This window comes from Acidobacteriota bacterium (genome assembly GCA_016715115.1).
Classification (GTDB): Bacteria; Acidobacteriota; Blastocatellia; order Pyrinomonadales; family Pyrinomonadaceae; genus JAFDVJ01.
In genome coordinates this window covers 512,727-531,234 of record JADKBM010000016.1, presented here as the reverse complement: position 1 = coordinate 531,234, position 18,508 = coordinate 512,727, and the positions used below count along the sequence as shown (strand labels likewise).

Genomic DNA, 18,508 nt, shown 5'->3' with positions numbered 1-18,508 from the left:
GATTGTGCGCAGTCGTCGAATTGGAAATTGTTTGGATGTGAAAAGGGAACGGTGACGGTGACTCCGAGATCCGAAATCCCAGATCCAAAATAGAATTATGGGTATCAAGAAATTAAAACCGACATCACCCGCGAGACGCTATCAAACGTACCTGACGCGGGATGAATTGACTCCGAACGCAAAACCCGAAAAATCTTTGCTCGAGTCAAAAACAAGAATTTCCGGTCGCAACAATGACGGACGCATCACGGTTCGCCGCCGCGGCGGAGGCCATAAGCGATTTTACCGAATCATCGATTTCAAGCGGAACAAGACCGGAATTCCGGGAAAGGTCACGCAGATCGAGTATGACCCGAACCGTTCGGCCCATATTGCGCTCATCACCTACCTCGACGGAGAGAAGCGATACATCATCGCGCCGGTCGGTTTGAAGGTCGGGGCGACGATCCTGAGCGGCGAGGAAGCCGATATTTTGCCGGGAAATTCATTGCCGATCAAGAATATCCCGCTCGGAACCGAGTTGCACAACATTGAACTCCGTCCCGGAAAGGGTGGACAACTCGTGCGGGCCGCCGGCGGATTTGCCCAGCTCGTTGCGAAGGAAGGTGATTTCGCTCAGATTCGTATGCCGTCAGGCGAAGTCAGACGCGTCCCGGTCGTTTGCACCGCGACGGTCGGACAAGTCGGAAACGTTGAGCACGAAAATGTGAGCCTCGGAAAAGCCGGACGCTCGCGCTGGATGGGAAGACGTCCGAAGGTTCGAGGAGTAGCGATGAATCCGGTCGATCACCCGCACGGCGGTGGTGAAGGAAAGACGTCGGGCGGACGACATCCGGTGACTCCTTGGGGACAGCCGACGCGCGGATACAAGACCCGCAAAAATAAGCGCACGCAGAACATGATCGTTCGCGACCGAAGGAAAAAATAGAAATTTGCGATTTGCGATTTTCAATTTGCGATTGAGCCGAAATCTCAGCGCAACCAACAAAATCGAAAATCGAAAATCGGAAATCGAAAATAAGTTATGCCACGTTCAGTAAAAAAAGGACCGTTTATCGATTTAAGCGTCCAGAAAGTTTTGAGAAAGATCAGCGAGGGCGGCAACAAACCGCAAGCCATCAAGACCTGGTCGCGCCGTTCAACGATCACACCGGAAATGGTCGGGTTGACGTTCGGCGTCCATAACGGAAAACGCCACATTCCGGTGTATGTCACCGAGAATATGGTCGGACACAAACTCGGCGAGTTTTCCCCGACCCGGACTTACAAAGGGCATCCGGGAACCAAGGCCGAGAAGATGGCGAAGAGAAGATAAGGAATTTGCGATTTGCACTTGCCGGTTTGCGATTTTGATTGGAGAAATCAATCGCAGATCGCAAATCAGAAATCGAAAATAACACTATGGAAGCAATAGCAAAGACAAAGTATCTGAAGGGATCGCCGCGCAAAGCGCGTTTGGTGATCGACCTGATTCGCGGACGTAACGTCTCGCAGGCCCTCGCCATCCTGAAGTTTACCGACAAGCGGGCGGCGCAGCCGATCGCGAAGTGCCTCAACTCGGCGATCGCCAACGCGACGAATATTGCGGAGCAGCAGAATATCGCCATTGATCCGGACGATCTGTGGGTCAAGAGTTGCTTCGTGGATATGGGCCCAACGAAGAATCGCCGACGTATGCGCCCGGCTCCGCAGGGCCGCGCCTATCGCGAACAGCGTCATTACTGTCACATCACGATTCACGTTTCGAGCGAAGAAGTCGTCAAGGAAGTAAGACCCGAAAAGCCGGTCGCGGAAGCGCCTGCGAAGAAAGCGACGGCGCCGAAGGCGAACGTCAAGACGGCAGCGAAGAAGGACGAAGTGAAGGAACCGAAGAAGGCCACGAAGTCGAAGGAGGAAGCCGCGCCCGCTGACGAAGCGCCCGCGGTGACCGAAGCCCCGGCCGAAACGGTCAGCCCGGCGGAAACGGAGACGGAAAAATCGTAAGAGAGTTTTATTATGGGACAAAAAGTTCATCCATACGGCTTTCGGGTCGGATACAACAAAGACTGGCACTCGCATTGGTATGCGAAAAAAGAGTTCGCCGCGTTTCTTGCCGAAGATCTGCAGCTGAAACGCGATCTTAAAAAGCGTTTTGCCGGAGCGGGAGTATCGCACATCGACGTCGAGCGAGCCGCGAACCGTCTGAAGATAATCATCTATACGTCGCGTCCCGGCATCATCATCGGACGCAAGGGCGCGGAGATCGAAAAGCTTCGCGAGGACCTCTCGAAAAAGACCGGCCGTGAAGTAATCGTGTCGATCCAGGAGATCCAGAAGCCCGAACTCAACGCGCAGCTTCAGGCCGAAAAGATCGCACAGCAGCTTGAAAAGCGCATCGCGTTTCGTCGGGCGATGAAGAAGACGATGGAAGAATCGCAGCGATTCGGAGCGATGGGCATCAAGGTGATGGTTGCCGGACGCTTGAACGGAGCCGAGATCGCGCGTACCGAGTGGAGTCTTGAAGGACGCCTGCCGCTGCATACGCTCCGGGCCGATATCGACTACGGATTTGCGGAAGCGCTGACGACCTTCGGGATCATTGGTGTCAAAGTTTGGATCTATCGTGGTGAAATTCTCGATCCGAACGCCTCAATGGCCCGCGGAACCACGACCGACCCGATCAACGAACCCAAGGTTCAGGGTGGAGGCCGAGGCGATCGCCGACCGCCGCGCCGCCGCGATCGCGACGACAGGAGATAATTGTTAATTGTAATTTGCTGATTGTTGATCGACGATTCTTCGATGAATCCAACAATTAACGGTTAACCACCAACGAGGTTTTTTTACTATGTTAATGCCAAAGAAAGTAAAGCACCGAAGGGTCATGAAAGGCCGTATGCGCGGGAGAGCCACGCGCGGCGACAAAATGAACTTTGGCGACTTTGCACTCAAAACTCTGGAAGCGGGTTGGATCACGGACCGCCAGATCGAAGCGGCTCGTATCGCGATGACCCGCCACATCAAACGCGGCGGCAAGGTATGGATCCGGATGTTCCCCGACAAGCCGATCACGAAGAAGCCGGCGGAAACCCGTATGGGTAGCGGAAAAGGCGCGCCCGATCATTGGGTGGCGGTAGTCAAGCCGGGAAGAATTCTTTACGAGATCCAGGGCGTCAGCGAGGAACTCGCGCGCGAGGCAATGCGGCTCGCGGCGCAGAAACTGCCGATCAAGACGAAATTCGTCAACCGCGCCGATCTCGAAGGAGGCGTTGTTTAAGAAATGAAGCGTAGCGAAGAATTGGAACAATTGCGGGAAATGAATCTCGATGAACTTCGCGATCAGGCCGATGCCTTGAAGGAATCGCTGTTTCGCTTGAAGTTCAGGAAAAGTTTGGGAGTCGGCGAAACTGTCAATGACATTCGCCGCGAAAAGAAGACTCTGGCGCGTGTTCACACCTTGATTCGCCAGAAAGAGCTCGACGCAAAGGCTCAGGCGTAAGAAGGTTGAAATAATAAAATGCCGAGAAAGAAGAAAGACGAACAGGAAGAAGTAACTGCGGCCGAGGTCACTGAGACCGACGCGGCGGCGACGGATGAGACCGTGGCCGAAACGGCGGCCGAGACGACCGAGGCGGTTGAATCCGCTGCGGACGCGACTGAGACTGCAGAGGAAGTCAGCGCGCCGGTCGAAGTTGAGGAAGCGCCTGAAGCGGTTGCCCCGAAAGTGCAGGCCAAGGCCGAACCGGTTGCGGAGAAATCCGAAACGACCGCGGATGCCAAGCACGGCAAGCGTGCGGAACGCGTAGGTGTCGTTGCATCGGACAAGATGACGAAAACGGTGGTCGTGCGCGTCGATCGTTTGATCAAGCATCCGATTTACCGAAAATACGTCAAGCGGCGCAAGAATTTTATGGCTCACGACGAACTCGGTGCCGCGATCGGCGACAAGGTTCGAATCGTGGAGACGCGCCCCTTGTCGGCGAGAAAGCGCTGGCGCGTGGTCGAGATCATTCAGAAAGCAGAGAAGTAGTTTGTTCTTGGTTAGTCGCTGATCGTTGATTGAAATGGCCAATTCAGTGCCGATCAACGGTCGACGACTAACGAATAACGAGGTTAATTATGATTCAAATGCAGACCTCTTTGGCGGTCGCAGACAATTCGGGAGCCAAGCGCGTGGTGATGATCATGCCGATTGGCGGTTCAACGGGCAAGATCGCTCGTCTTGGCGACAAGATCAAAGTCACGGTGAAGGAAGCTTCGCCCGACGGAACGGCCAAGAAGGGTAAGGTCTACAACGCGGTCATCGTCAGAACGCGAAAGGAAGTTCGCCGCAAGGACGGAACGTATATCCGGTTTGACGAAAACGCGGCCGTCCTCATCAAGGATGACGGCACGCCGATCGGAACCCGTGTTTTCGGACCTGTTGCCCGCGAACTTCGCGAGAAGAACTTTATGAAGATCGTTTCACTCGCGCCGGAGGTGATTTAAGAGATGAAAACGGTGAAGAAAGGAACAATCAGAAGCAAGATCAAGCGCGGTGACCAGGTGGTTTTCATTGCGGGCAAAGAGTACAACCGCTTTGACGCAGACGGTAACCGTCAGCCCCTTCGCGGGAAAGTGATCGCGGTCGACCCGCGCAGCGGCAAGGTCAAGGTTGAGGGCGGAATGATCGTCAAGCGCCACCGAAAGGCGGTTCCCCAGATGGGAGTCGAGGGCGGCATCATCGAACAGGAAGCCTGGGTGGAAGCGTCGAACGTCGCGTTGATCGACCCGGAGACGGGCAAGCCGACGCGGATCAAGTACGAGATCAAGGACGGCAAGAAGGTCCGGATCGCGAAAAGCGGCAAAGTGATCGTCGATCCGCCGTACACGCGCACGACGCGCAAATCGGCTGAAGAAGAACAGTAATACGATTCGGGATTCGTGATTTCGGACCGGCAAAGGTCGGCATAGAGAGATCGGATATCCGAAATAAATAAGAAAATGGCTAGACTAAGAGACAAATACAAAAACGAGATCGCGCCGGCCCTGGCCAAGGAATTCGGCATCGAAAATCCGATGGCGATTCCGAAGATATCGAAGATCGTCGTGAATATGGGAGTCGGTGAAGCGATCGCGAACTCAAAGGTCCTCGATACCGCCGTCGAAGAATTGAAGTCGGTGACCGGACAGAAACCGGTCGTCACGAAGGCGAAGAAGTCGATCGCGGCGTTCAAACTCCGTCAGGGTATGAGCATCGGAACGATGGTGACCTTGCGCGGCGAGCGAATGTACGAATTTCTGGATCGGCTGATTTCGGTTTCGCTTCCGCGAGTCCGCGACTTCCGCGGAATTTCGGGCAAGGCGTTTGATGGCCGCGGCAATTATACGCTTGGTATTCGTGACCAGTTGATCTTCCCGGAGATCGATTTCAACAAGGTTGACAAGACGCGCGGAATGAACATTTCGATCATTACCACAGCACAGTCCGACGAACAGGCTCGTTCCTTGCTGAAGGCGCTTGGAATGCCGTTCCGACAATAAGTTCGGCGCCCGGATTTCCGGCATAGGTAAAACTTTCTATATGGCAAAGATCAGTAAAGTTGTTAAGAACAACCAACGCAAGAAAAAGGTAATGCACTACGCGGGGCGTCGCGCTGAGTTGAAGAAGATCATCAACAGCCCGAATTCATCCCCAGAACAGGTCGATGTGGCGGTGATGCAATTGCAGAAACTGCCGCGCGATGCGAGTCCGGTTCGCGTCCGCAACCGCTGCTCGCAAACGGGCCGGCCGCGCGGGTTTTTACGGAAATTCGGCGTATCCCGCGTTGCTTTGCGGGAGTTGGCACTCGAGGGGCAGATTCCCGGAGTTGTGAAATCAAGCTGGTGATTTTGATTGCGAATTGAGGGTTTGTAACCTGGATCGAGAGAGATCGCCGGTCACAAATCACGATTGCAGAATAGTTTAACGGAGTTAAGAGAATGACAGATCCAATAGCCGATATGCTCACGCGAGTACGCAACGCGATTGCCGCGAAGCACAGCCGTGTGGATATTCCGGGTTCGAAATTGAAGTTGGAAGTTGCACGTATCCTTAAAGAAGAAGGTTACATAAACAACTTTGTAACCAAGGGCGAAGGCACCAAAACGATGATCCGCGTCTTTTTGCGCTATGACGCAAAGGGGATTTCCTCGATCACGCATTTGTCCCGCGTCTCCCGTCCGGGACGCCGCGTTTACGTCGGCGCCGGAGAGATCCCACGCGTTTTGGGCGGATACGGAATCAACATTGTTTCGACCTCTCGCGGGTTGATGAGTGGAAAACGGGCCCGCCAGGAAAATGTCGGCGGCGAAATTTTGGCGCAAGTCTATTAATTGCATTTCGGATTTGCGAATTGCGATTTGGGATTGCTGAAAATCCGAAATCGCAAATCACAATTCCAAAATCAAAAACAATATTATGTCTCGAGTAGGAAAGAAACCAATCGTGATCCCGTCCGGCGTTACCGTGTCGGTCACCGAAACGGAGTTGGAAGTCAAGGGGCCGAAAGGCACGTTGAAGTCGCCGATCCCGAGCGGCGTCTCCTTTAAACAGGAAGACGGCTCGCTGATCGCTGAACGCGGCAACGATGACGACCGAGCGTTTCACGGTCTTGCGCGCGCACTCGCGAACAACGCGATCGTTGGCGTGACGCAGGGATTCACCAAGGAAATGGACCTCGTCGGAGTCGGATACAAAGCGGATGTCCAGGGCACGAAAATCGTTTTCGCGCTTGGCTATTCGCACCCGGTCGAATACGTTCTGCCGGAGGGTATCGAGGCAAAGGCGGAGAGAGTCAACGCGAAGACCTCGATCAACCAGTATCAAACCACGTTGACGCTTAGCGGAATCGACAAGCAGATGCTTGGTCAGGTCGCCGCGGAACTTAATCGTCTGAGAAAGCCGGATGCATACAAAGGCAAGGGCCTCCGTTACGCCGACAGGGTTTATCGGTTGAAGCCGGGTAAGACAGGCAAGTAATCATCATCTGGGAAGTCCGGTCACCGTTCGTGATCGTCCGTCGGGAATTAGCTTACGGCAGATCGGAAATCGCAGATCCAGAAACGGAAACAAGAATATGGCACAGAAAAGCAGAGCAGAGATCCGTCGTGGCGTGCATAGCAGAATCCGCAAGAAAGTCCGCGGATCGTCAGAGCGTCCGCGCCTCGCCGTTTACCGGAGTTTGAATCATATTTACGCTCAGGTCATCGACGATGACAACGGCAAGACGTTGGCCTCGGCCTCGACCACGGAGAAAGGTATGTCGCTCAAGACGGGCGGCAACATCGAAGCGGCTCAGAAGGTCGGAGCGGCGATTGCCGAACGCACCTTGGCGGCGGGAGTTTCGGAAGTTGTTTTTGATCGCGGCGGCTACGTATATCACGGACGCGTCAAGGCTCTTATCGATGCGACGCGTGAAGCAGGCCTGAATAAGACGGAAGCACCAGCGGAAGGAAACAATGAAAACGAATAATCAAAGAATTTCACCGAACGGTTTGATCTTGAAGGATCAGTTGATTTCGATCAACCGCGTGACGAAAGTGGTTAAGGGCGGTAAGAATATGTCGTTCGCGGCACTGGTCGTCGTCGGTGACGAGTCCGGGCACGTCGGATTCGGAACCGGAAAGGCGAAGGAAGTTCCGAACGCGATCAAGAAGGCGGTTGAAGCTGCGAAAAAGAATCTGATCAAGGTGACGCTCATCGAGGGAACTTTGCCGCATGAGATGATCGGAGAGTACGGGGCCGGACGCGTTTTGCTCAAGCCGGCCAAGGAAGGTACGGGCGTGATCGCCGGCGGTGCCGTCCGTGCTGTTCTCCAATTGCTTGGCGTTCACGACGTTCGCACGAAGATCCTCGGGTCGACGAACGCCCACAACGTCATTCGCGCGACGTTCAACGGACTGACGCGTATGAAAGATCCTTTTGAAGTCGCACGGCTTCGCGGAAAGCAGGTGGAAGAACTGTTTTAATTTGGGAATTGTGATTTGTGATCGCGGATTGCCGGATGGGATCCAATATCGCCGGTCCGAGATCCGCAATCGGTAAAGTTATGGCAAAGAAAACAGAAAAAGCTGACGGTGGAACTATCAAGATCCAGTATTACAAAAGCACGATCGGCTATTCGAGAAAACAGAAAGATATCGTAAAGGGCCTGGGAATCACCAAGCTCAATCAGGTAGTGGAACGGCCGGACAATTCCGCGATGCGCGGTGTTGTGGCAAAAGTGCCGCATCTTTTGCGAATCGTAGAATAGACATTGTCCGTCGTCGGGAACGCATTCGATTTTGCCTTTTGCCGCTAGACCACTCAGAATGGTTTAAGTCAAAAGGCATTTCGGTAAGACGTGAATCCCCTCGAAAGGGCTGAAAAGGACAAGAATATGGCATTATCATTGAATAATTTGCATCCGAACGAAGGATCGACCCACAAGAAGAAGCGCGTCGGTCGCGGACCGGGTTCCGGACTCGGAAAGACCTCCGGTCGCGGCAACAAGGGTCAGAAATCCCGTTCGGGGTACTCGAGCAAGGCGGGATTCGAAGGCGGGCAAATGCCTTTGCAACGCCGCTTGCCGAAGCGCGGGTTCACCAACATCTTCAAGAAGGAATGGGTCGAGATCAGCCTGGCGAAGATCAACGAGAATTTCAACGCCGGCGACGAGGTCACTCCCGAACTTCTCCACGAACGAGGACTGATCAAGAAGGCGAAGCACGATCTCGTTATCTTGGGCAATGGCGAAATGACCAAAGCCCTCAAGGTTTCGGCTCACCGCTTCACCAAGACCGCGAAGGACAAGATCGAGAAGGCCGGCGGAAGCGCCACCGAGATCACGAAGGCAGAAGCCGCCGCGTAATGCTCGTTTGGACTGTTTGAGAGGAGTTTATGGATAAGTTTTTGGCCGCTGTTCAAAATATGTTCAAGATTCCCGAGCTGCGGAAGAGGATCCTCTTCACCCTCGGGCTTTTGGCCATTTACCGACTTGGGGCGCACGTCGCCGCGCCGGGCATCAATAAGGATAAACTTGATCAGCTTTGGCAGCAGGTCAGCGGCACGTTGCTTGGCGTTCTCGATTTGTTCTCGGGCGGAAACTTCCGGACGATTTCGGTCTTCGCGCTCGGCGTCACGCCGTATATCACCGCGTCGATCATTCTGCAGTTGATGACGGTTTTGTATCCGCCTCTCAAGAAGATTCAGGAAGAGGGCGAGGTCGGCCGGCAGAAGATCAACCAGTGGACGCGGTATTTGACTGTTGCGCTGTGTTCGGTCCAGACGTTTTTCGTCGCAACCTGGCTCAGCCGCAACGGAATCATCGCGGACACCGGATGGGCGACGCTGATGGTCGTCGTAACGCTCACGACGGGAACGGTATTCGTGATGTGGCTCGGTGAACAGATCACCGAGCGCGGGGTTGGAAATGGAATCTCGCTGCTGATCTTCGCCGGCATCGTGATCGGCCTGCCGCGGGGATTGATGCAGATCAAGGACCGTGTCGGTGCCGGTGATCCGGTCCAGACGCTTGGCGTTATTTTCCTGGTTGTCGTTCTCGTCGCCCTGATCGCGCTCATCGTTTATGTTGAATCCGCCCGGCGGAACATCGCGATCAGCTATGCGAGCCGGCGTGTCGGAAACCAGACATTCAAAGGACAGGAAACCAGTCTTCCGCTCAAGATCAATATGGGCGGCGTCATTCCGGTGATCTTCGCATCGTCGGTTTTGGCGATGCCGCAGACACTGTTCTCGGCTTTGCCGCCGGCGCAACCCGGCAGCGAGGGCTACGACCCGAACTCGCTCTGGACGAAAGTCTACGTGTTTTTCCAACAGTTCCACGGCGGAGATCCGTACTACGAATTTGTTTTCATATCGTTGATCGTGCTGTTCACGTTTTTCTATATCACGATCGTTTTCAACACGGATGAGGTTGCCGATAACCTCCGCAAACACGGCGGATTCGTCCCCGGGATCAGGCCCGGTTCGCCGACCGGCGAGTATTTGAACACGATCTTGACGCGTCTGACGACCGTTGGCGCCCTGTATCTCGCCTTCGTCGCCTTCGTTCCGCAGCTTCTGCTGAGCGGTTTCAACGTTGCACGGTTGCCGTTCGTCGGTGAAACGCTCGATGCTTTCGTGAGCGGGACGCCGGGACTTTCGTGGATCCCGACAGGTCTGGGCTACCAGTTCTTTTTCGGAGGAACTTCGCTTCTGATTCTCGTCGGCGTGGCGATGGACACCGTCTCGCAGATCGAAGCCCAGCTCGTGATGCGCAACTACGAAGGGTTTCTCGGCGCTGGATCGCGCCTTCGCGGCCGACGCTCGTAGCTTTGGTTTTGCCGGCAGACGCAGGGAAGGGTGATTCTCTGCGTCTTTTCGCCTTTTTTGGTTGGTTTTGAATGAGTAAGATAATTGTTCTAATCGGTGCTCCCGGAGCAGGGAAAGGCACGCAGGCGCGGCTGCTTCAGGAGCGACAGGGAATTCCGCAGATCTCAACGGGCGATCTTTTCCGGGAGATGAAGAACTCCGATACTCCATTGGCCCGCGAAGTTCAGGAAACGATGGCGGCCGGAAAACTCATTTCCGACGACCTGACGCTCAAGATCGTCACGGAACGAACTTCCCGTCCGGATTGTCAGGGTGACTATATTCTGGACGGTTACCCGCGAACGGCGGTGCAGGCCGAACAACTTGAAACGCTTGCCTCCGAGCAAGGCAAGACGATCGTCGCCGTCGAGATCGACGTAGATCGGAGTGAATTGATGAAGCGTCTTACCGGTCGGCGCTCGTGCGGGATTTGCGGGGAGATCTACAACGTCTACTCCAAACCGCCAAAGTCCGACGGGTTTTGCGACCGTCATCCCGAGACGGCGTTGACGCATCGGGCGGATGATAACGAAGAAAGCGTGGCGACGAGGCTCGCCACTTTTGACCGCGCAACCAAGCCGCTGCTCGACTATTACCGGGGCACGCAGCGACTGGCAAGCATTGACGGCGCGGGCGAGGTTGAAGCGATCTACGACGCGATGGGGAGCGCCCTCGGAATTGGAGTTTAGCCGTCGGATGTATCTCCGGGATTCAAGGATCGGCGGAATACTGAGCGGCATCAGTCGCGTACTTTTTGGCAAAAGAATGATCATTGCTAAGTCACAAAGGGATCTCGATCGCATGCGCGATGTCGGCGAACTGATCGCTGAAGTTCGCGAATCGTTGCGCGCGATGATCGCTCCGGGGGTCACGACCCTCGAATTGAACGCGGTTGCCGAAAAGATGATGCGCGATGCGGGTGCGATTCCGACTTTTATCGGATACAAACCCTACGGGATGACGCCTTTCCCGTTCGCTATCTGCGCGTCGGTCAACGAAGCCGTGGTCCACGGATTCTCGAATGACATTCCTCTGAAGGAAGGCGACATCGTTTCGCTCGATATGGCCGCAACGTATAACGGGTTCGTCGGCGATACGGCGTTCACTGCGCCTGTCGGAACGATCTCCGCGGAACTGGAGCAACTGATTCGGGTTACCGAGGAATGCCTTCAGTTCGGAATAGATCAGTGCTGGCCGAATAAACGGGTTGGTGATATCGGCGCCGCGATCCAGACCCACGCCGAAAAGTTCGGCTATGGGATCGTCCGCGATTATACCGGGCACGGCATCGGCCGGCAGATGCACGAGTCGCCGCAGATCGCGAATTACGGACGTGCCGGAACAAAAGAGAAGATCCGCGCCGGCTATTGCTTCGCGCTCGAGCCGATGCTGAATCTCGGGACGCACGAGACGAAAACGCTCGATGACAAGTGGACGGTCGTGACCAAAGACGGAAAGGCGAGCGCCCACGCCGAGCACACAGTGGCGATCACGCCGGAAGGTCCCGAGATCTTGACGCTGACGAAAGAGCAGAAGCGCAAGATTGGGGCACGAAAGGAAACAGCGAACGCGTAACTTGAAATAGCCGCAATAAAACGGTAACATAAGCAGTTTGTCAACTTTGACAGCGTTGACTCTATACAGTATGTCAAAAGAAGAAGCGATAGAAGTCACGGCGACAGTCCTGGAAACGCTGCCCAATGCAATGTTCAGGATTGAATTAGAAGACAATAAACACCAGGTTTTGGCTCATATTTCGGGGAAAATGCGGAAGAATTTCATCCGCATCCTTCCCGGTGACCGGGTTCTGGTTGAACTTTCTCCATACGATTTGAGTCGCGGGAGAATCACCTATCGCTATAAGTAAGCAGAGAGGGAAATGAAATGAAAGTACGTCCTTCAGTAAAAAAGATTTGCGACAAGTGCAAGATCATTCACCGAAAAGGAATCGTGCGCGTGATTTGCGAGAATCCGAAGCACAAACAACGACAAGGATAAATGCAATTTCGGATTGGTGATGTGTGATTTCGGAGACTGAAAACATCCGAAATCAGAAATCACCAATCCGAAATCGAAACAGGAGAATTATGGCTCGTGTAGCAGGAGTTGATTTACCGCCGAATAAGAGAGCGCAGATCGGGTTGACGTATATTTACGGCATCGGAAAGGCGAGCGCAACGGAAATTTTGGATAAAGCGCAGATCGGCATCGATTCGAAGATCAAAGATCTGAACGAAGAAGATCTGACGCGGATCCGAACCATCATCGATACGGATTACGAGGTCGAGGGCGACCTTCGCAAGCACGTTCAGATGGACATCAAGCGATTGATGGACATCGGGTGCTATCGCGGTTTGCGCCATCGTCGCAGCCTGCCCGTCCGCGGCCAGCGCACATCGACCAACGCCCGAACGCGAAAAGGTCCGCGCAAGGCGGCCGTTGCCAAGAAGAAGGCGCCGGGCAAGAAATAATTGAATCTGCAATTTACGATTTCGATTTGCAACCAACGCTGCAGATCGCGAATTGCAAATCGGAATTCGAAAATTAAAATATGGCAAAAGTAGCAAAAGGAAAAAAGGTTTACAAGAAGAAGGAGAAAAAGAACATCCCGGTCGGGATCGTTCACATCTCCGCTTCGTTCAATAACACGCTTGTTTCGATCACGGACGCCCAAGGCAACTTGGTGGCGCAGTCTTCGGCGGGCGCCAAGGGCTTTCGCGGTTCGCGCAAAGGGACTCCGTTCGCGGCTCAACAGGCTGCGCAGGACGCCGCGCGCAAAGCGATCGACGCCGGAATGCGTGAAGTCGAAGTGCGTGTCAAAGGTCCGGGCGGCGGCCGCGAGTCGGCCATCCGCGCGATCAATCAGGCTGGGATCCGCGTCACCGCGATTCGCGATACGACCCCGATCCCGCACAACGGTTGCCGGCCGCCGAAACGTCGCCGGGTCTGAGATTCGGGGTTGCGATTTGTGATTGGGAGTCTCCTTATCGAATCGCCGGCCCGAATTTGAAATTTTAATATCAAAAGGAAGAAGGGACGATCGGACGATCGGGTCCCGTAAACTTTTCCCGGGTTAGATCCGGACCGGATGGTGCACGAAGTCACTGTTTCGGAATCCGAGATCGTACCGGGAAGCAGCAAACAAAAAAATTATGGCTAGATATAGAGATGCGGTGTGCCGTTTGTGCCGCCGGGAAGGTGCGAAACTGTTCTTGAAAGGCGACCGGTGCTTCAAATCATCGTGCGCGATCGAAAAACGCGGAACCAATCCGCCGGGACAACACGGCGCGGCGCGGCGGAAGATGCTGGCGGGCTACGGTCAGCAGCTGCGCGAGAAGCAGAAGGTGAAACGCATTTACTTCGTGCTTGAAAAGCAGTTCCGAAACTACTTCGAGAAAGCCCTTCGCCAGAAAGGCGTAACGGGCGAAAATCTTCTGTTTCTTCTTGAGCGACGTCTCGACAACGTCGTTTACCGGGCGGGCTTCTCGACGTCGAGGCGGCAATCCCGCCAACTCGTCAATCACGGACATATTTTTGTGAACGGACGAAAGGTCGATATTCCTTCATTCCAGGTCAAGGTCGGAGACGTCGTGACCGTCAAAGAGAACACCGTCAAGAATGTTCACGTCGAAGGTGCCTGGCAAACCGCCGCCGGTCGCGGACGTCCGCATTGGATTTCGGCCGGCGAAAAGGATCTCAGCGTTTCGATCTCGGCGCTTCCGAAGCGCGAGGACGTTGACGCGAACATCAATGAGCAGCTGATTGTCGAACTTTACAGCAAATAGTATTTAGCCTCAGGCCTTGACGCACCGAATTCGCGCGGATTCGCGTGCGTCAGGGTCTGGAGCTTTGCGACTTTTAAAAAAGATATATGACACAAAATAATCACTGGACAGACTTTCAAATGCCAAATCGGTTAGAGGTTGAGAAAGAAACACTGACCGACCGTTACGGTAAGTTCTTTGCACAGCCGTTCGAACGTGGTTTTGGGACGACGATCGGAAACTCTCTGCGGCGGGCGTTGCTTTCGTCGATCGAGGGCGCGGCGATCACGGCTGTGAAGATCGAAGGCGTCGAGCACGAATTCTCGTCCATTAAAGGAGTTGTCGAGGACGCGACCGACGTTATCCTGAACCTCAAGCAGGTTCCGTTGACTCTCCACGGCGGTGAATCGAAAACGCTCACGATCACCAAAAAGGGCCCGGCGGAGGTCACGAGCGCCGATATCGAGACCGACGGAGACGTCGATGTCTTGAACACCGACATCCATATCGCCTCGGTCAGCGCCGGCGGCGAGATCAGCATTGAAATGCGCCTCAAGCACGGACGCGGTTATGTTTCGGCCGAGCTCAACAACGACGAGGATCTGTCGATCGGCTACATTCCGATCGATTCGGTGCATACTCCGATCAAGAAGGTGAACTATAACGTCGAAAAGACCCGAATGGGTTCGAACACGGAGTACGACAAACTGACGATCGAGGTATGGACAGACGGATCGGTCAAACCGGATGATTCGATCGGTCTCGCAGCGAAGATCGTGAAGGATCATATGGCGATCTTCATCAACTTTGAAGAAGAAGAAGAAGAGTACAAATACGAGGATATTGCTCGTCCGCCGCTGCTTCGCAACGATCTTTTGGATCGGTCGGTCGATGAACTCGAGCTTTCGGTCCGTTCTTACAACTGCCTGAAGAACGCCGACATTCGTTCGATTCGCGACCTCATCCGCCGCAGCGAACGCGATATGCTGAACACCAAGAACTTCGGCAAGAAATCGCTGACCGAGATCAAGGATCTTCTGCACGGAATGGGACTCGACTTCGGTATGGATTTTGACGAGCAGGGAAATCCGATCCCGGGTTCGGGCGGCAGAGATCTGGACTAAACGGGAAATCAGAGAGTTTTGAAAGTTGAGGGCGTGTCGGAGCGTCGGAGGATCGGCAGTGTCTATACGCCGGGAAGAAAGTCAGTTTCTTCGTTGATTCTCTGAAAACTCCGGACTTCCAAACTTGTATAACGGGAATTATGAGACACTTAAAAGCACATCGAAAATTGGGACGGACCACCGAGCATCGAATTTCCTTGCTGCGCAACCTGGCGACTTCGCTAATTATTGCGGAAAAGGAGTATATTGTTACCACGGTGCCGAAAGCGAAGGAACTTCGTCCGTTCGTTGAAAAAGTGATCACGCTCGCGCGCAAGGCGCAGCATCTGAGCGGAGACAACGCGCGCGTCGAGGAAGTCCATCTGCGACGGCAGGCGGCAAGGTTCTTTCATGCCGGGAACTCGACGTTCAAGGCTGAACAGAGTCGTTTTCGCGGCAAGAAAGGCGAACCGAAGGAAAAGATCGAAAGAACGGCCGGTGTAAAAGCCGTACAGCGTCTTTTCAGTGAACTCGGGCTCCGTTACAAGGACCGCAACGGCGGCTACACACGGATCATCAAACTAGGCCGCCGTCAGGGTGATAACGCCGAAATGGCCGTCATCGAACTCGTTGACAGTGCGCGTGAATTGGCCGCCAAGGAATAGACGGGAGAAAGTCATATGAGCGAAAATCTGGCATCGGCTTTGTCCGAAGACGAACCGGGAGCGCGCCCGGGAAAGAATGCCCCGAAGAACTCGGAGTCGACTCCGACGGCCTCGCTCAATATGTCGGAACTCCGCGAACTCGCCGAACTCGTGAACGAGCACGGATTTACTGATTTCGAGTTTGAGAACGAGAATATCCGGGTTCGACTGAGCCGCTCGACGATCGTGCACAGCGTTCAGGCACCGCAACCGGCGGTTCAGCCGACTGCGTCATCGACGACCCCGAAAGCGGACGCCGTGCCGGTTGCGGAGGTTGATCCCGATGCGGGACTTTACAAGATCACGTCGCCGATCGTCGGAACGTTTTACCGAGCGCCGTCGCCTGATAAGGATCCTTATGTAAAGGAAGGCGACACCGTTTCGGATTCGAGCGTTGTCTGTATCGTCGAGGCGATGAAACTGATGAACGAGATCCAGGCCGAAACTTCGGGCGAGGTTGTCAGGATCTACGTTGAAAACGGTCAGCCCGTTGAATTCGGGCAGCCGCTTTTTGGAATCAAGAGGTAGTTGGCCACGGCCTTTGGTCTTGGATCTTTGACCCTTGGATGGCATCTGTTCAAAGGTCAAGGATCGATAGTCAGAGGTCGTTTTTGTAATGGAACGGGAGATTCGCAAAATTCTGATCGCCAATCGCGGCGAAATTGCGTGCCGGATCATCTGGACGTGCAAGGAAATGGGCATACGTACCGTCGCCGTGCACTCTACGGCCGACCGCGACGCGCTCCACGTCAGGTTCGCTGACGAGGCCGTTTGCATCGGCAATCCGCCGTCCGCCGAGAGCTATCTCAACATACCGGCAATCATCAGCGCGGCCGAGATCACGAACGTCGATGCGATCCATCCCGGTTACGGATTTCTTGCGGAATCCGAGACTTTTGCCAAGATCTGCGAAGACTGCAACATCAAATTTATCGGCCCGAGACCGCACGTCATCAAGATGATGGGCGACAAGGTCGAGGCGCGGCGTACGATGAAAGCCGCCGGCGTCCCGATTCTGCCCGGTTCGCCGGAGCCGATCGAGTCGGCCGAAGAAGCCATCGGGCTCGCTAAGGAGATCGGTTTCCCGATCATCATCAAGGCTGCGGCCGGCGGCGGCGGACGCGGGATGCGAATCGTCCGCAAAGAATCAGAACTCGCGGGAAACCTCGAACTGGCGCAGTCGGAAGCGCTCGCGGCGTTCAAGAACGGCTCGGTTTACATCGAGCGCTACATCGAACGTCCGCGGCACATCGAGATACAGGTGCTGGCCGACGAATACGGAAATTGCATCCATCTCGGCGAGCGCGAATGTACGATCCAGCGCCGGCATCAGAAACTCCTTGAAGAAGCGCCGTCGGCGGCGATCTCAAAAGAGCAGCGCGAAGCAATGGGCGCGGTGGCGGTCAAGGCCTGCAAGGAAATCGGTTATTCAAATGCCGGGACGTTCGAATTCTTGCTCGACGAAGACGGTTCATTTTACTTTATGGAAATGAACACCCGCGTCCAGGTCGAGCATCCGGTCACCGAGATGGTGACCGTCGTCGATATCGTGCGCAATCAGATCCGCATCGCCCGCGGCGAGAAACTCGGATTCACCCAGGACGAGATCGAGATCTTCGGACATTCGATCGAATGCCGGATCAATGCCGAGGACCCGGAGAAATTCACGCCGAGCCCCGGAAAGATAACGGGCTTGAATATTCCCGGCGGTCCCGGAGTTCGCGTCGATACGGCCGTCTATCCGGGATACGTCGTCCCGCCGTATTATGATTCGATGATCGCCAAATTGATCGTCCACGCGCGGACGCGTGAGGCGGCGATCGCGCGGATGCGCCGCGCGCTCGAGGCGATGGTCGTCGAGGGAATCAAAACGACGATCCCGCTGCATTTGAAGATAATGAATGACGAGCGATTCCAAAAGGGCGAGTTTTCGACCAAGTTTATGGAAGAATTTGGAAAATAGTTGGTTGTCGGACGCGTCGACTCAGTGGTTGACAGGCAACGATTTATGAACAAAGTTTGACAATTAACTATTTACATTCAACAATTAACAGATTGAATCTTCGTGGTTACCGTCATTGGCGGAGTTACTGCGAGCAAAAGGAGAGGCTATTTTCAGCACAGCAAAACAATGTCAACAGCAACAGAAAAGAAAGCGGAGATCGTTAGCGGTTTCAAAACACATACATCGGATACGGGTTCGTCGCAGGTGCAGATCGCGCTGCTGACGGAACGGATCAAGGAATTGACCGAGCATTTCAAGATCCATAAGAAGGATCACCACTCGCGTCGCGGACTTCTGAAAATGGTCTCGCGCCGAAGAAAACTCCTCGATTACCTGAAGCGTAAAGATATCAACGAATATCACACGGTGATCGAACGGCTTGGATTGAGAAGGTAAGAGTCGAAAAGTGGGAGATCGAAGAGTCGAAGGGTGAGAGGCGAAAGAGCGTCGGGCTTCTGGAATTTGCAGGATCCGCGCCGCAAGCTTCTCGTCGGATAAGACATTCGCATATCTTCACTTCTAGAATTGACTGCTTCGAGTCAATGTAAGAACGGTTCTCTCGAAGAATTCGCCAGGGGTTG

Annotated in this window: 30 protein-coding genes; all 30 read left to right on the top strand. The window is 54.4% G+C overall.

Translation table 11 applies throughout. The annotated features are described in order from the left end of the window. Positions 1 to 97: 97 nt before the first annotated feature. The 30 genes from rplB to rpsO all read left to right on the top strand — a co-directional run bounded on the left by rplB (position 98) and on the right by rpsO (position 18,323). Positions 98 to 928 (top strand): 50S ribosomal protein L2, encoded by an 831-nt coding sequence (rplB, locus tag IPN69_20170; protein ID MBK8813028.1) that lies wholly within the window; start codon positions 98 to 100, stop codon positions 926 to 928. 96 nt (positions 929 to 1,024) lie between these two features. Continuing rightward, entirely contained in the window at positions 1,025 to 1,315 is a 291-nt protein-coding gene (gene rpsS / locus IPN69_20165) for a 30S ribosomal protein S19 (protein ID MBK8813027.1), read from the top strand. An 86-nt stretch (positions 1,316 to 1,401) separates the two neighbouring features. Then, the gene (rplV, locus tag IPN69_20160) at positions 1,402 to 1,983 is read left to right on the top strand and encodes a 50S ribosomal protein L22 (protein ID MBK8813026.1); all 582 of its coding nucleotides are present in this window, start codon (positions 1,402 to 1,404) and stop codon (positions 1,981 to 1,983) included. Positions 1,984 to 1,995: 12 nt separating this feature from the next. Next, on the top strand, positions 1,996 to 2,739 hold the full coding sequence (gene rpsC, locus IPN69_20155) for a 30S ribosomal protein S3 (GenBank protein MBK8813025.1): 744 nt from the start codon (positions 1,996 to 1,998) through the stop codon (positions 2,737 to 2,739). Between the two features lie 88 nt (positions 2,740 to 2,827). After that, positions 2,828 to 3,256 carry a 50S ribosomal protein L16 gene (gene rplP / locus IPN69_20150; GenBank protein MBK8813024.1) on the top strand — a complete coding sequence of 143 codons (429 nt, stop codon included), beginning with the start codon at positions 2,828 to 2,830 and terminating at the stop codon, positions 3,254 to 3,256. Between the two features lie 3 nt (positions 3,257 to 3,259). Further along, the gene (gene rpmC, locus IPN69_20145; GenBank protein ID MBK8813023.1) at positions 3,260 to 3,478 is read left to right on the top strand and encodes a 50S ribosomal protein L29; all 219 of its coding nucleotides are present in this window, start codon (positions 3,260 to 3,262) and stop codon (positions 3,476 to 3,478) included. Between the two features lie 18 nt (positions 3,479 to 3,496). Then, positions 3,497 to 4,009, top strand: coding sequence for a 30S ribosomal protein S17 (gene rpsQ, locus IPN69_20140; protein ID MBK8813022.1), 513 nt, complete (start codon positions 3,497 to 3,499; stop codon positions 4,007 to 4,009). Positions 4,010 to 4,098: 89 nt separating this feature from the next. After that, positions 4,099 to 4,467, top strand: a complete 369-nt coding sequence (gene rplN, locus IPN69_20135) for a 50S ribosomal protein L14 (GenBank protein MBK8813021.1) — start codon at positions 4,099 to 4,101, stop codon at positions 4,465 to 4,467. A gap of 3 nt (positions 4,468 to 4,470) precedes the next feature. Beyond that, positions 4,471 to 4,887: a 50S ribosomal protein L24 gene (rplX, locus tag IPN69_20130; protein MBK8813020.1), complete on the top strand. Its 417-nt coding sequence runs from the start codon at positions 4,471 to 4,473 to the stop codon at positions 4,885 to 4,887. Between the two features lie 75 nt (positions 4,888 to 4,962). Continuing rightward, positions 4,963 to 5,502 carry a 50S ribosomal protein L5 gene (gene rplE, locus IPN69_20125; protein MBK8813019.1) on the top strand — a complete coding sequence of 180 codons (540 nt, stop codon included), beginning with the start codon at positions 4,963 to 4,965 and terminating at the stop codon, positions 5,500 to 5,502. 40 nt (positions 5,503 to 5,542) lie between these two features. Continuing rightward, complete coding sequence (rpsN, locus tag IPN69_20120) at positions 5,543 to 5,848, top strand: 30S ribosomal protein S14 (protein ID MBK8813018.1); 306 nt, start codon at positions 5,543 to 5,545, stop codon at positions 5,846 to 5,848. 92 nt (positions 5,849 to 5,940) lie between these two features. Then, entirely contained in the window at positions 5,941 to 6,333 is a 393-nt protein-coding gene (gene rpsH / locus IPN69_20115; protein ID MBK8813017.1) for a 30S ribosomal protein S8, read from the top strand. Between the two features lie 85 nt (positions 6,334 to 6,418). Further along, on the top strand, positions 6,419 to 6,979 hold the full coding sequence (gene rplF, locus IPN69_20110; GenBank protein ID MBK8813016.1) for a 50S ribosomal protein L6: 561 nt from the start codon (positions 6,419 to 6,421) through the stop codon (positions 6,977 to 6,979). A gap of 97 nt (positions 6,980 to 7,076) precedes the next feature. Continuing rightward, positions 7,077 to 7,472 carry a 50S ribosomal protein L18 gene (gene rplR / locus IPN69_20105; protein ID MBK8813015.1) on the top strand — a complete coding sequence of 132 codons (396 nt, stop codon included), beginning with the start codon at positions 7,077 to 7,079 and terminating at the stop codon, positions 7,470 to 7,472. Then, positions 7,459 to 7,968, top strand: coding sequence for a 30S ribosomal protein S5 (gene rpsE / locus IPN69_20100; GenBank protein MBK8813014.1), 510 nt, complete (start codon positions 7,459 to 7,461; stop codon positions 7,966 to 7,968). Before rplR ends, rpsE begins: the two co-directional genes overlap by 14 nt. A gap of 80 nt (positions 7,969 to 8,048) precedes the next feature. After that, positions 8,049 to 8,252: a 50S ribosomal protein L30 gene (gene rpmD, locus IPN69_20095; GenBank protein MBK8813013.1), complete on the top strand. Its 204-nt coding sequence runs from the start codon at positions 8,049 to 8,051 to the stop codon at positions 8,250 to 8,252. A gap of 126 nt (positions 8,253 to 8,378) precedes the next feature. Beyond that, on the top strand, positions 8,379 to 8,849 hold the full coding sequence (rplO, locus tag IPN69_20090) for a 50S ribosomal protein L15 (GenBank protein MBK8813012.1): 471 nt from the start codon (positions 8,379 to 8,381) through the stop codon (positions 8,847 to 8,849). 29 nt (positions 8,850 to 8,878) lie between these two features. Then, entirely contained in the window at positions 8,879 to 10,312 is a 1,434-nt protein-coding gene (secY, locus tag IPN69_20085; GenBank protein ID MBK8813011.1) for a preprotein translocase subunit SecY, read from the top strand. Positions 10,313 to 10,383: 71 nt separating this feature from the next. After that, positions 10,384 to 11,040 carry an adenylate kinase gene (locus tag IPN69_20080; protein MBK8813010.1) on the top strand — a complete coding sequence of 219 codons (657 nt, stop codon included), beginning with the start codon at positions 10,384 to 10,386 and terminating at the stop codon, positions 11,038 to 11,040. A 76-nt stretch (positions 11,041 to 11,116) separates the two neighbouring features. Further along, entirely contained in the window at positions 11,117 to 11,926 is an 810-nt protein-coding gene (gene map / locus IPN69_20075) for a type I methionyl aminopeptidase (GenBank protein ID MBK8813009.1), read from the top strand. 70 nt (positions 11,927 to 11,996) lie between these two features. Further along, positions 11,997 to 12,218, top strand: a complete 222-nt coding sequence (gene infA / locus IPN69_20070) for a translation initiation factor IF-1 (GenBank protein ID MBK8813008.1) — start codon at positions 11,997 to 11,999, stop codon at positions 12,216 to 12,218. Positions 12,219 to 12,235: 17 nt separating this feature from the next. After that, positions 12,236 to 12,349 (top strand): 50S ribosomal protein L36, encoded by a 114-nt coding sequence (gene rpmJ, locus IPN69_20065; protein ID MBK8813007.1) that lies wholly within the window; start codon positions 12,236 to 12,238, stop codon positions 12,347 to 12,349. 89 nt (positions 12,350 to 12,438) lie between these two features. Then, the gene (gene rpsM / locus IPN69_20060; protein ID MBK8813006.1) at positions 12,439 to 12,822 is read left to right on the top strand and encodes a 30S ribosomal protein S13; all 384 of its coding nucleotides are present in this window, start codon (positions 12,439 to 12,441) and stop codon (positions 12,820 to 12,822) included. 80 nt (positions 12,823 to 12,902) lie between these two features. Beyond that, positions 12,903 to 13,301: a 30S ribosomal protein S11 gene (rpsK, locus tag IPN69_20055; GenBank protein ID MBK8813005.1), complete on the top strand. Its 399-nt coding sequence runs from the start codon at positions 12,903 to 12,905 to the stop codon at positions 13,299 to 13,301. Between the two features lie 202 nt (positions 13,302 to 13,503). Then, the gene (gene rpsD, locus IPN69_20050) at positions 13,504 to 14,136 is read left to right on the top strand and encodes a 30S ribosomal protein S4 (GenBank protein ID MBK8813004.1); all 633 of its coding nucleotides are present in this window, start codon (positions 13,504 to 13,506) and stop codon (positions 14,134 to 14,136) included. Positions 14,137 to 14,222: 86 nt separating this feature from the next. Next, complete coding sequence (locus tag IPN69_20045; GenBank protein MBK8813003.1) at positions 14,223 to 15,239, top strand: DNA-directed RNA polymerase subunit alpha; 1,017 nt, start codon at positions 14,223 to 14,225, stop codon at positions 15,237 to 15,239. Positions 15,240 to 15,379: 140 nt separating this feature from the next. Further along, positions 15,380 to 15,883 carry a 50S ribosomal protein L17 gene (gene rplQ / locus IPN69_20040; GenBank protein MBK8813002.1) on the top strand — a complete coding sequence of 168 codons (504 nt, stop codon included), beginning with the start codon at positions 15,380 to 15,382 and terminating at the stop codon, positions 15,881 to 15,883. A 120-nt stretch (positions 15,884 to 16,003) separates the two neighbouring features. Beyond that, entirely contained in the window at positions 16,004 to 16,450 is a 447-nt protein-coding gene (accB, locus tag IPN69_20035; protein ID MBK8813001.1) for an acetyl-CoA carboxylase biotin carboxyl carrier protein, read from the top strand. An 88-nt stretch (positions 16,451 to 16,538) separates the two neighbouring features. Beyond that, complete coding sequence (gene accC, locus IPN69_20030; protein ID MBK8813000.1) at positions 16,539 to 17,885, top strand: acetyl-CoA carboxylase biotin carboxylase subunit; 1,347 nt, start codon at positions 16,539 to 16,541, stop codon at positions 17,883 to 17,885. 168 nt (positions 17,886 to 18,053) lie between these two features. Further along, positions 18,054 to 18,323 carry a 30S ribosomal protein S15 gene (gene rpsO / locus IPN69_20025; GenBank protein ID MBK8812999.1) on the top strand — a complete coding sequence of 90 codons (270 nt, stop codon included), beginning with the start codon at positions 18,054 to 18,056 and terminating at the stop codon, positions 18,321 to 18,323. Positions 18,324 to 18,508 lie beyond the last annotated feature (185 nt).

Bases quoted from the DNA above. Each gene is read 5' to 3' on its own strand.
- rplB (MBK8813028.1), top strand. From the start codon at position 98: ATGGGTATCAAGAAATTAAAACCGACATCACCCGCGAGACGCTATCAA.
- rpsS (MBK8813027.1), top strand. From the start codon at position 1,025: ATGCCACGTTCAGTAAAAAAAGGACCGTTTATCGATTTAAGCGTCCAG.
- rplV (MBK8813026.1), top strand. From the start codon at position 1,402: ATGGAAGCAATAGCAAAGACAAAGTATCTGAAGGGATCGCCGCGCAAA.
- rpsC (MBK8813025.1), top strand. From the start codon at position 1,996: ATGGGACAAAAAGTTCATCCATACGGCTTTCGGGTCGGATACAACAAA.
- rplP (MBK8813024.1), top strand. From the start codon at position 2,828: ATGTTAATGCCAAAGAAAGTAAAGCACCGAAGGGTCATGAAAGGCCGT.
- rpmC (MBK8813023.1), top strand. From the start codon at position 3,260: ATGAAGCGTAGCGAAGAATTGGAACAATTGCGGGAAATGAATCTCGAT.
- rpsQ (MBK8813022.1), top strand. From the start codon at position 3,497: ATGCCGAGAAAGAAGAAAGACGAACAGGAAGAAGTAACTGCGGCCGAG.
- rplN (MBK8813021.1), top strand. From the start codon at position 4,099: ATGATTCAAATGCAGACCTCTTTGGCGGTCGCAGACAATTCGGGAGCC.
- rplX (MBK8813020.1), top strand. From the start codon at position 4,471: ATGAAAACGGTGAAGAAAGGAACAATCAGAAGCAAGATCAAGCGCGGT.
- rplE (MBK8813019.1), top strand. From the start codon at position 4,963: ATGGCTAGACTAAGAGACAAATACAAAAACGAGATCGCGCCGGCCCTG.
- rpsN (MBK8813018.1), top strand. From the start codon at position 5,543: ATGGCAAAGATCAGTAAAGTTGTTAAGAACAACCAACGCAAGAAAAAG.
- rpsH (MBK8813017.1), top strand. From the start codon at position 5,941: ATGACAGATCCAATAGCCGATATGCTCACGCGAGTACGCAACGCGATT.
- rplF (MBK8813016.1), top strand. From the start codon at position 6,419: ATGTCTCGAGTAGGAAAGAAACCAATCGTGATCCCGTCCGGCGTTACC.
- rplR (MBK8813015.1), top strand. From the start codon at position 7,077: ATGGCACAGAAAAGCAGAGCAGAGATCCGTCGTGGCGTGCATAGCAGA.
- rpsE (MBK8813014.1), top strand. From the start codon at position 7,459: ATGAAAACGAATAATCAAAGAATTTCACCGAACGGTTTGATCTTGAAG.
- rpmD (MBK8813013.1), top strand. From the start codon at position 8,049: ATGGCAAAGAAAACAGAAAAAGCTGACGGTGGAACTATCAAGATCCAG.
- rplO (MBK8813012.1), top strand. From the start codon at position 8,379: ATGGCATTATCATTGAATAATTTGCATCCGAACGAAGGATCGACCCAC.
- secY (MBK8813011.1), top strand. From the start codon at position 8,879: ATGGATAAGTTTTTGGCCGCTGTTCAAAATATGTTCAAGATTCCCGAG.
- IPN69_20080 (MBK8813010.1), top strand. From the start codon at position 10,384: ATGAGTAAGATAATTGTTCTAATCGGTGCTCCCGGAGCAGGGAAAGGC.
- map (MBK8813009.1), top strand. From the start codon at position 11,117: ATGATCATTGCTAAGTCACAAAGGGATCTCGATCGCATGCGCGATGTC.
- infA (MBK8813008.1), top strand. From the start codon at position 11,997: ATGTCAAAAGAAGAAGCGATAGAAGTCACGGCGACAGTCCTGGAAACG.
- rpmJ (MBK8813007.1), top strand. From the start codon at position 12,236: ATGAAAGTACGTCCTTCAGTAAAAAAGATTTGCGACAAGTGCAAGATC.
- rpsM (MBK8813006.1), top strand. From the start codon at position 12,439: ATGGCTCGTGTAGCAGGAGTTGATTTACCGCCGAATAAGAGAGCGCAG.
- rpsK (MBK8813005.1), top strand. From the start codon at position 12,903: ATGGCAAAAGTAGCAAAAGGAAAAAAGGTTTACAAGAAGAAGGAGAAA.
- rpsD (MBK8813004.1), top strand. From the start codon at position 13,504: ATGGCTAGATATAGAGATGCGGTGTGCCGTTTGTGCCGCCGGGAAGGT.
- IPN69_20045 (MBK8813003.1), top strand. From the start codon at position 14,223: ATGACACAAAATAATCACTGGACAGACTTTCAAATGCCAAATCGGTTA.
- rplQ (MBK8813002.1), top strand. From the start codon at position 15,380: ATGAGACACTTAAAAGCACATCGAAAATTGGGACGGACCACCGAGCAT.
- accB (MBK8813001.1), top strand. From the start codon at position 16,004: ATGTCGGAACTCCGCGAACTCGCCGAACTCGTGAACGAGCACGGATTT.
- accC (MBK8813000.1), top strand. From the start codon at position 16,539: ATGGAACGGGAGATTCGCAAAATTCTGATCGCCAATCGCGGCGAAATT.
- rpsO (MBK8812999.1), top strand. From the start codon at position 18,054: ATGTCAACAGCAACAGAAAAGAAAGCGGAGATCGTTAGCGGTTTCAAA.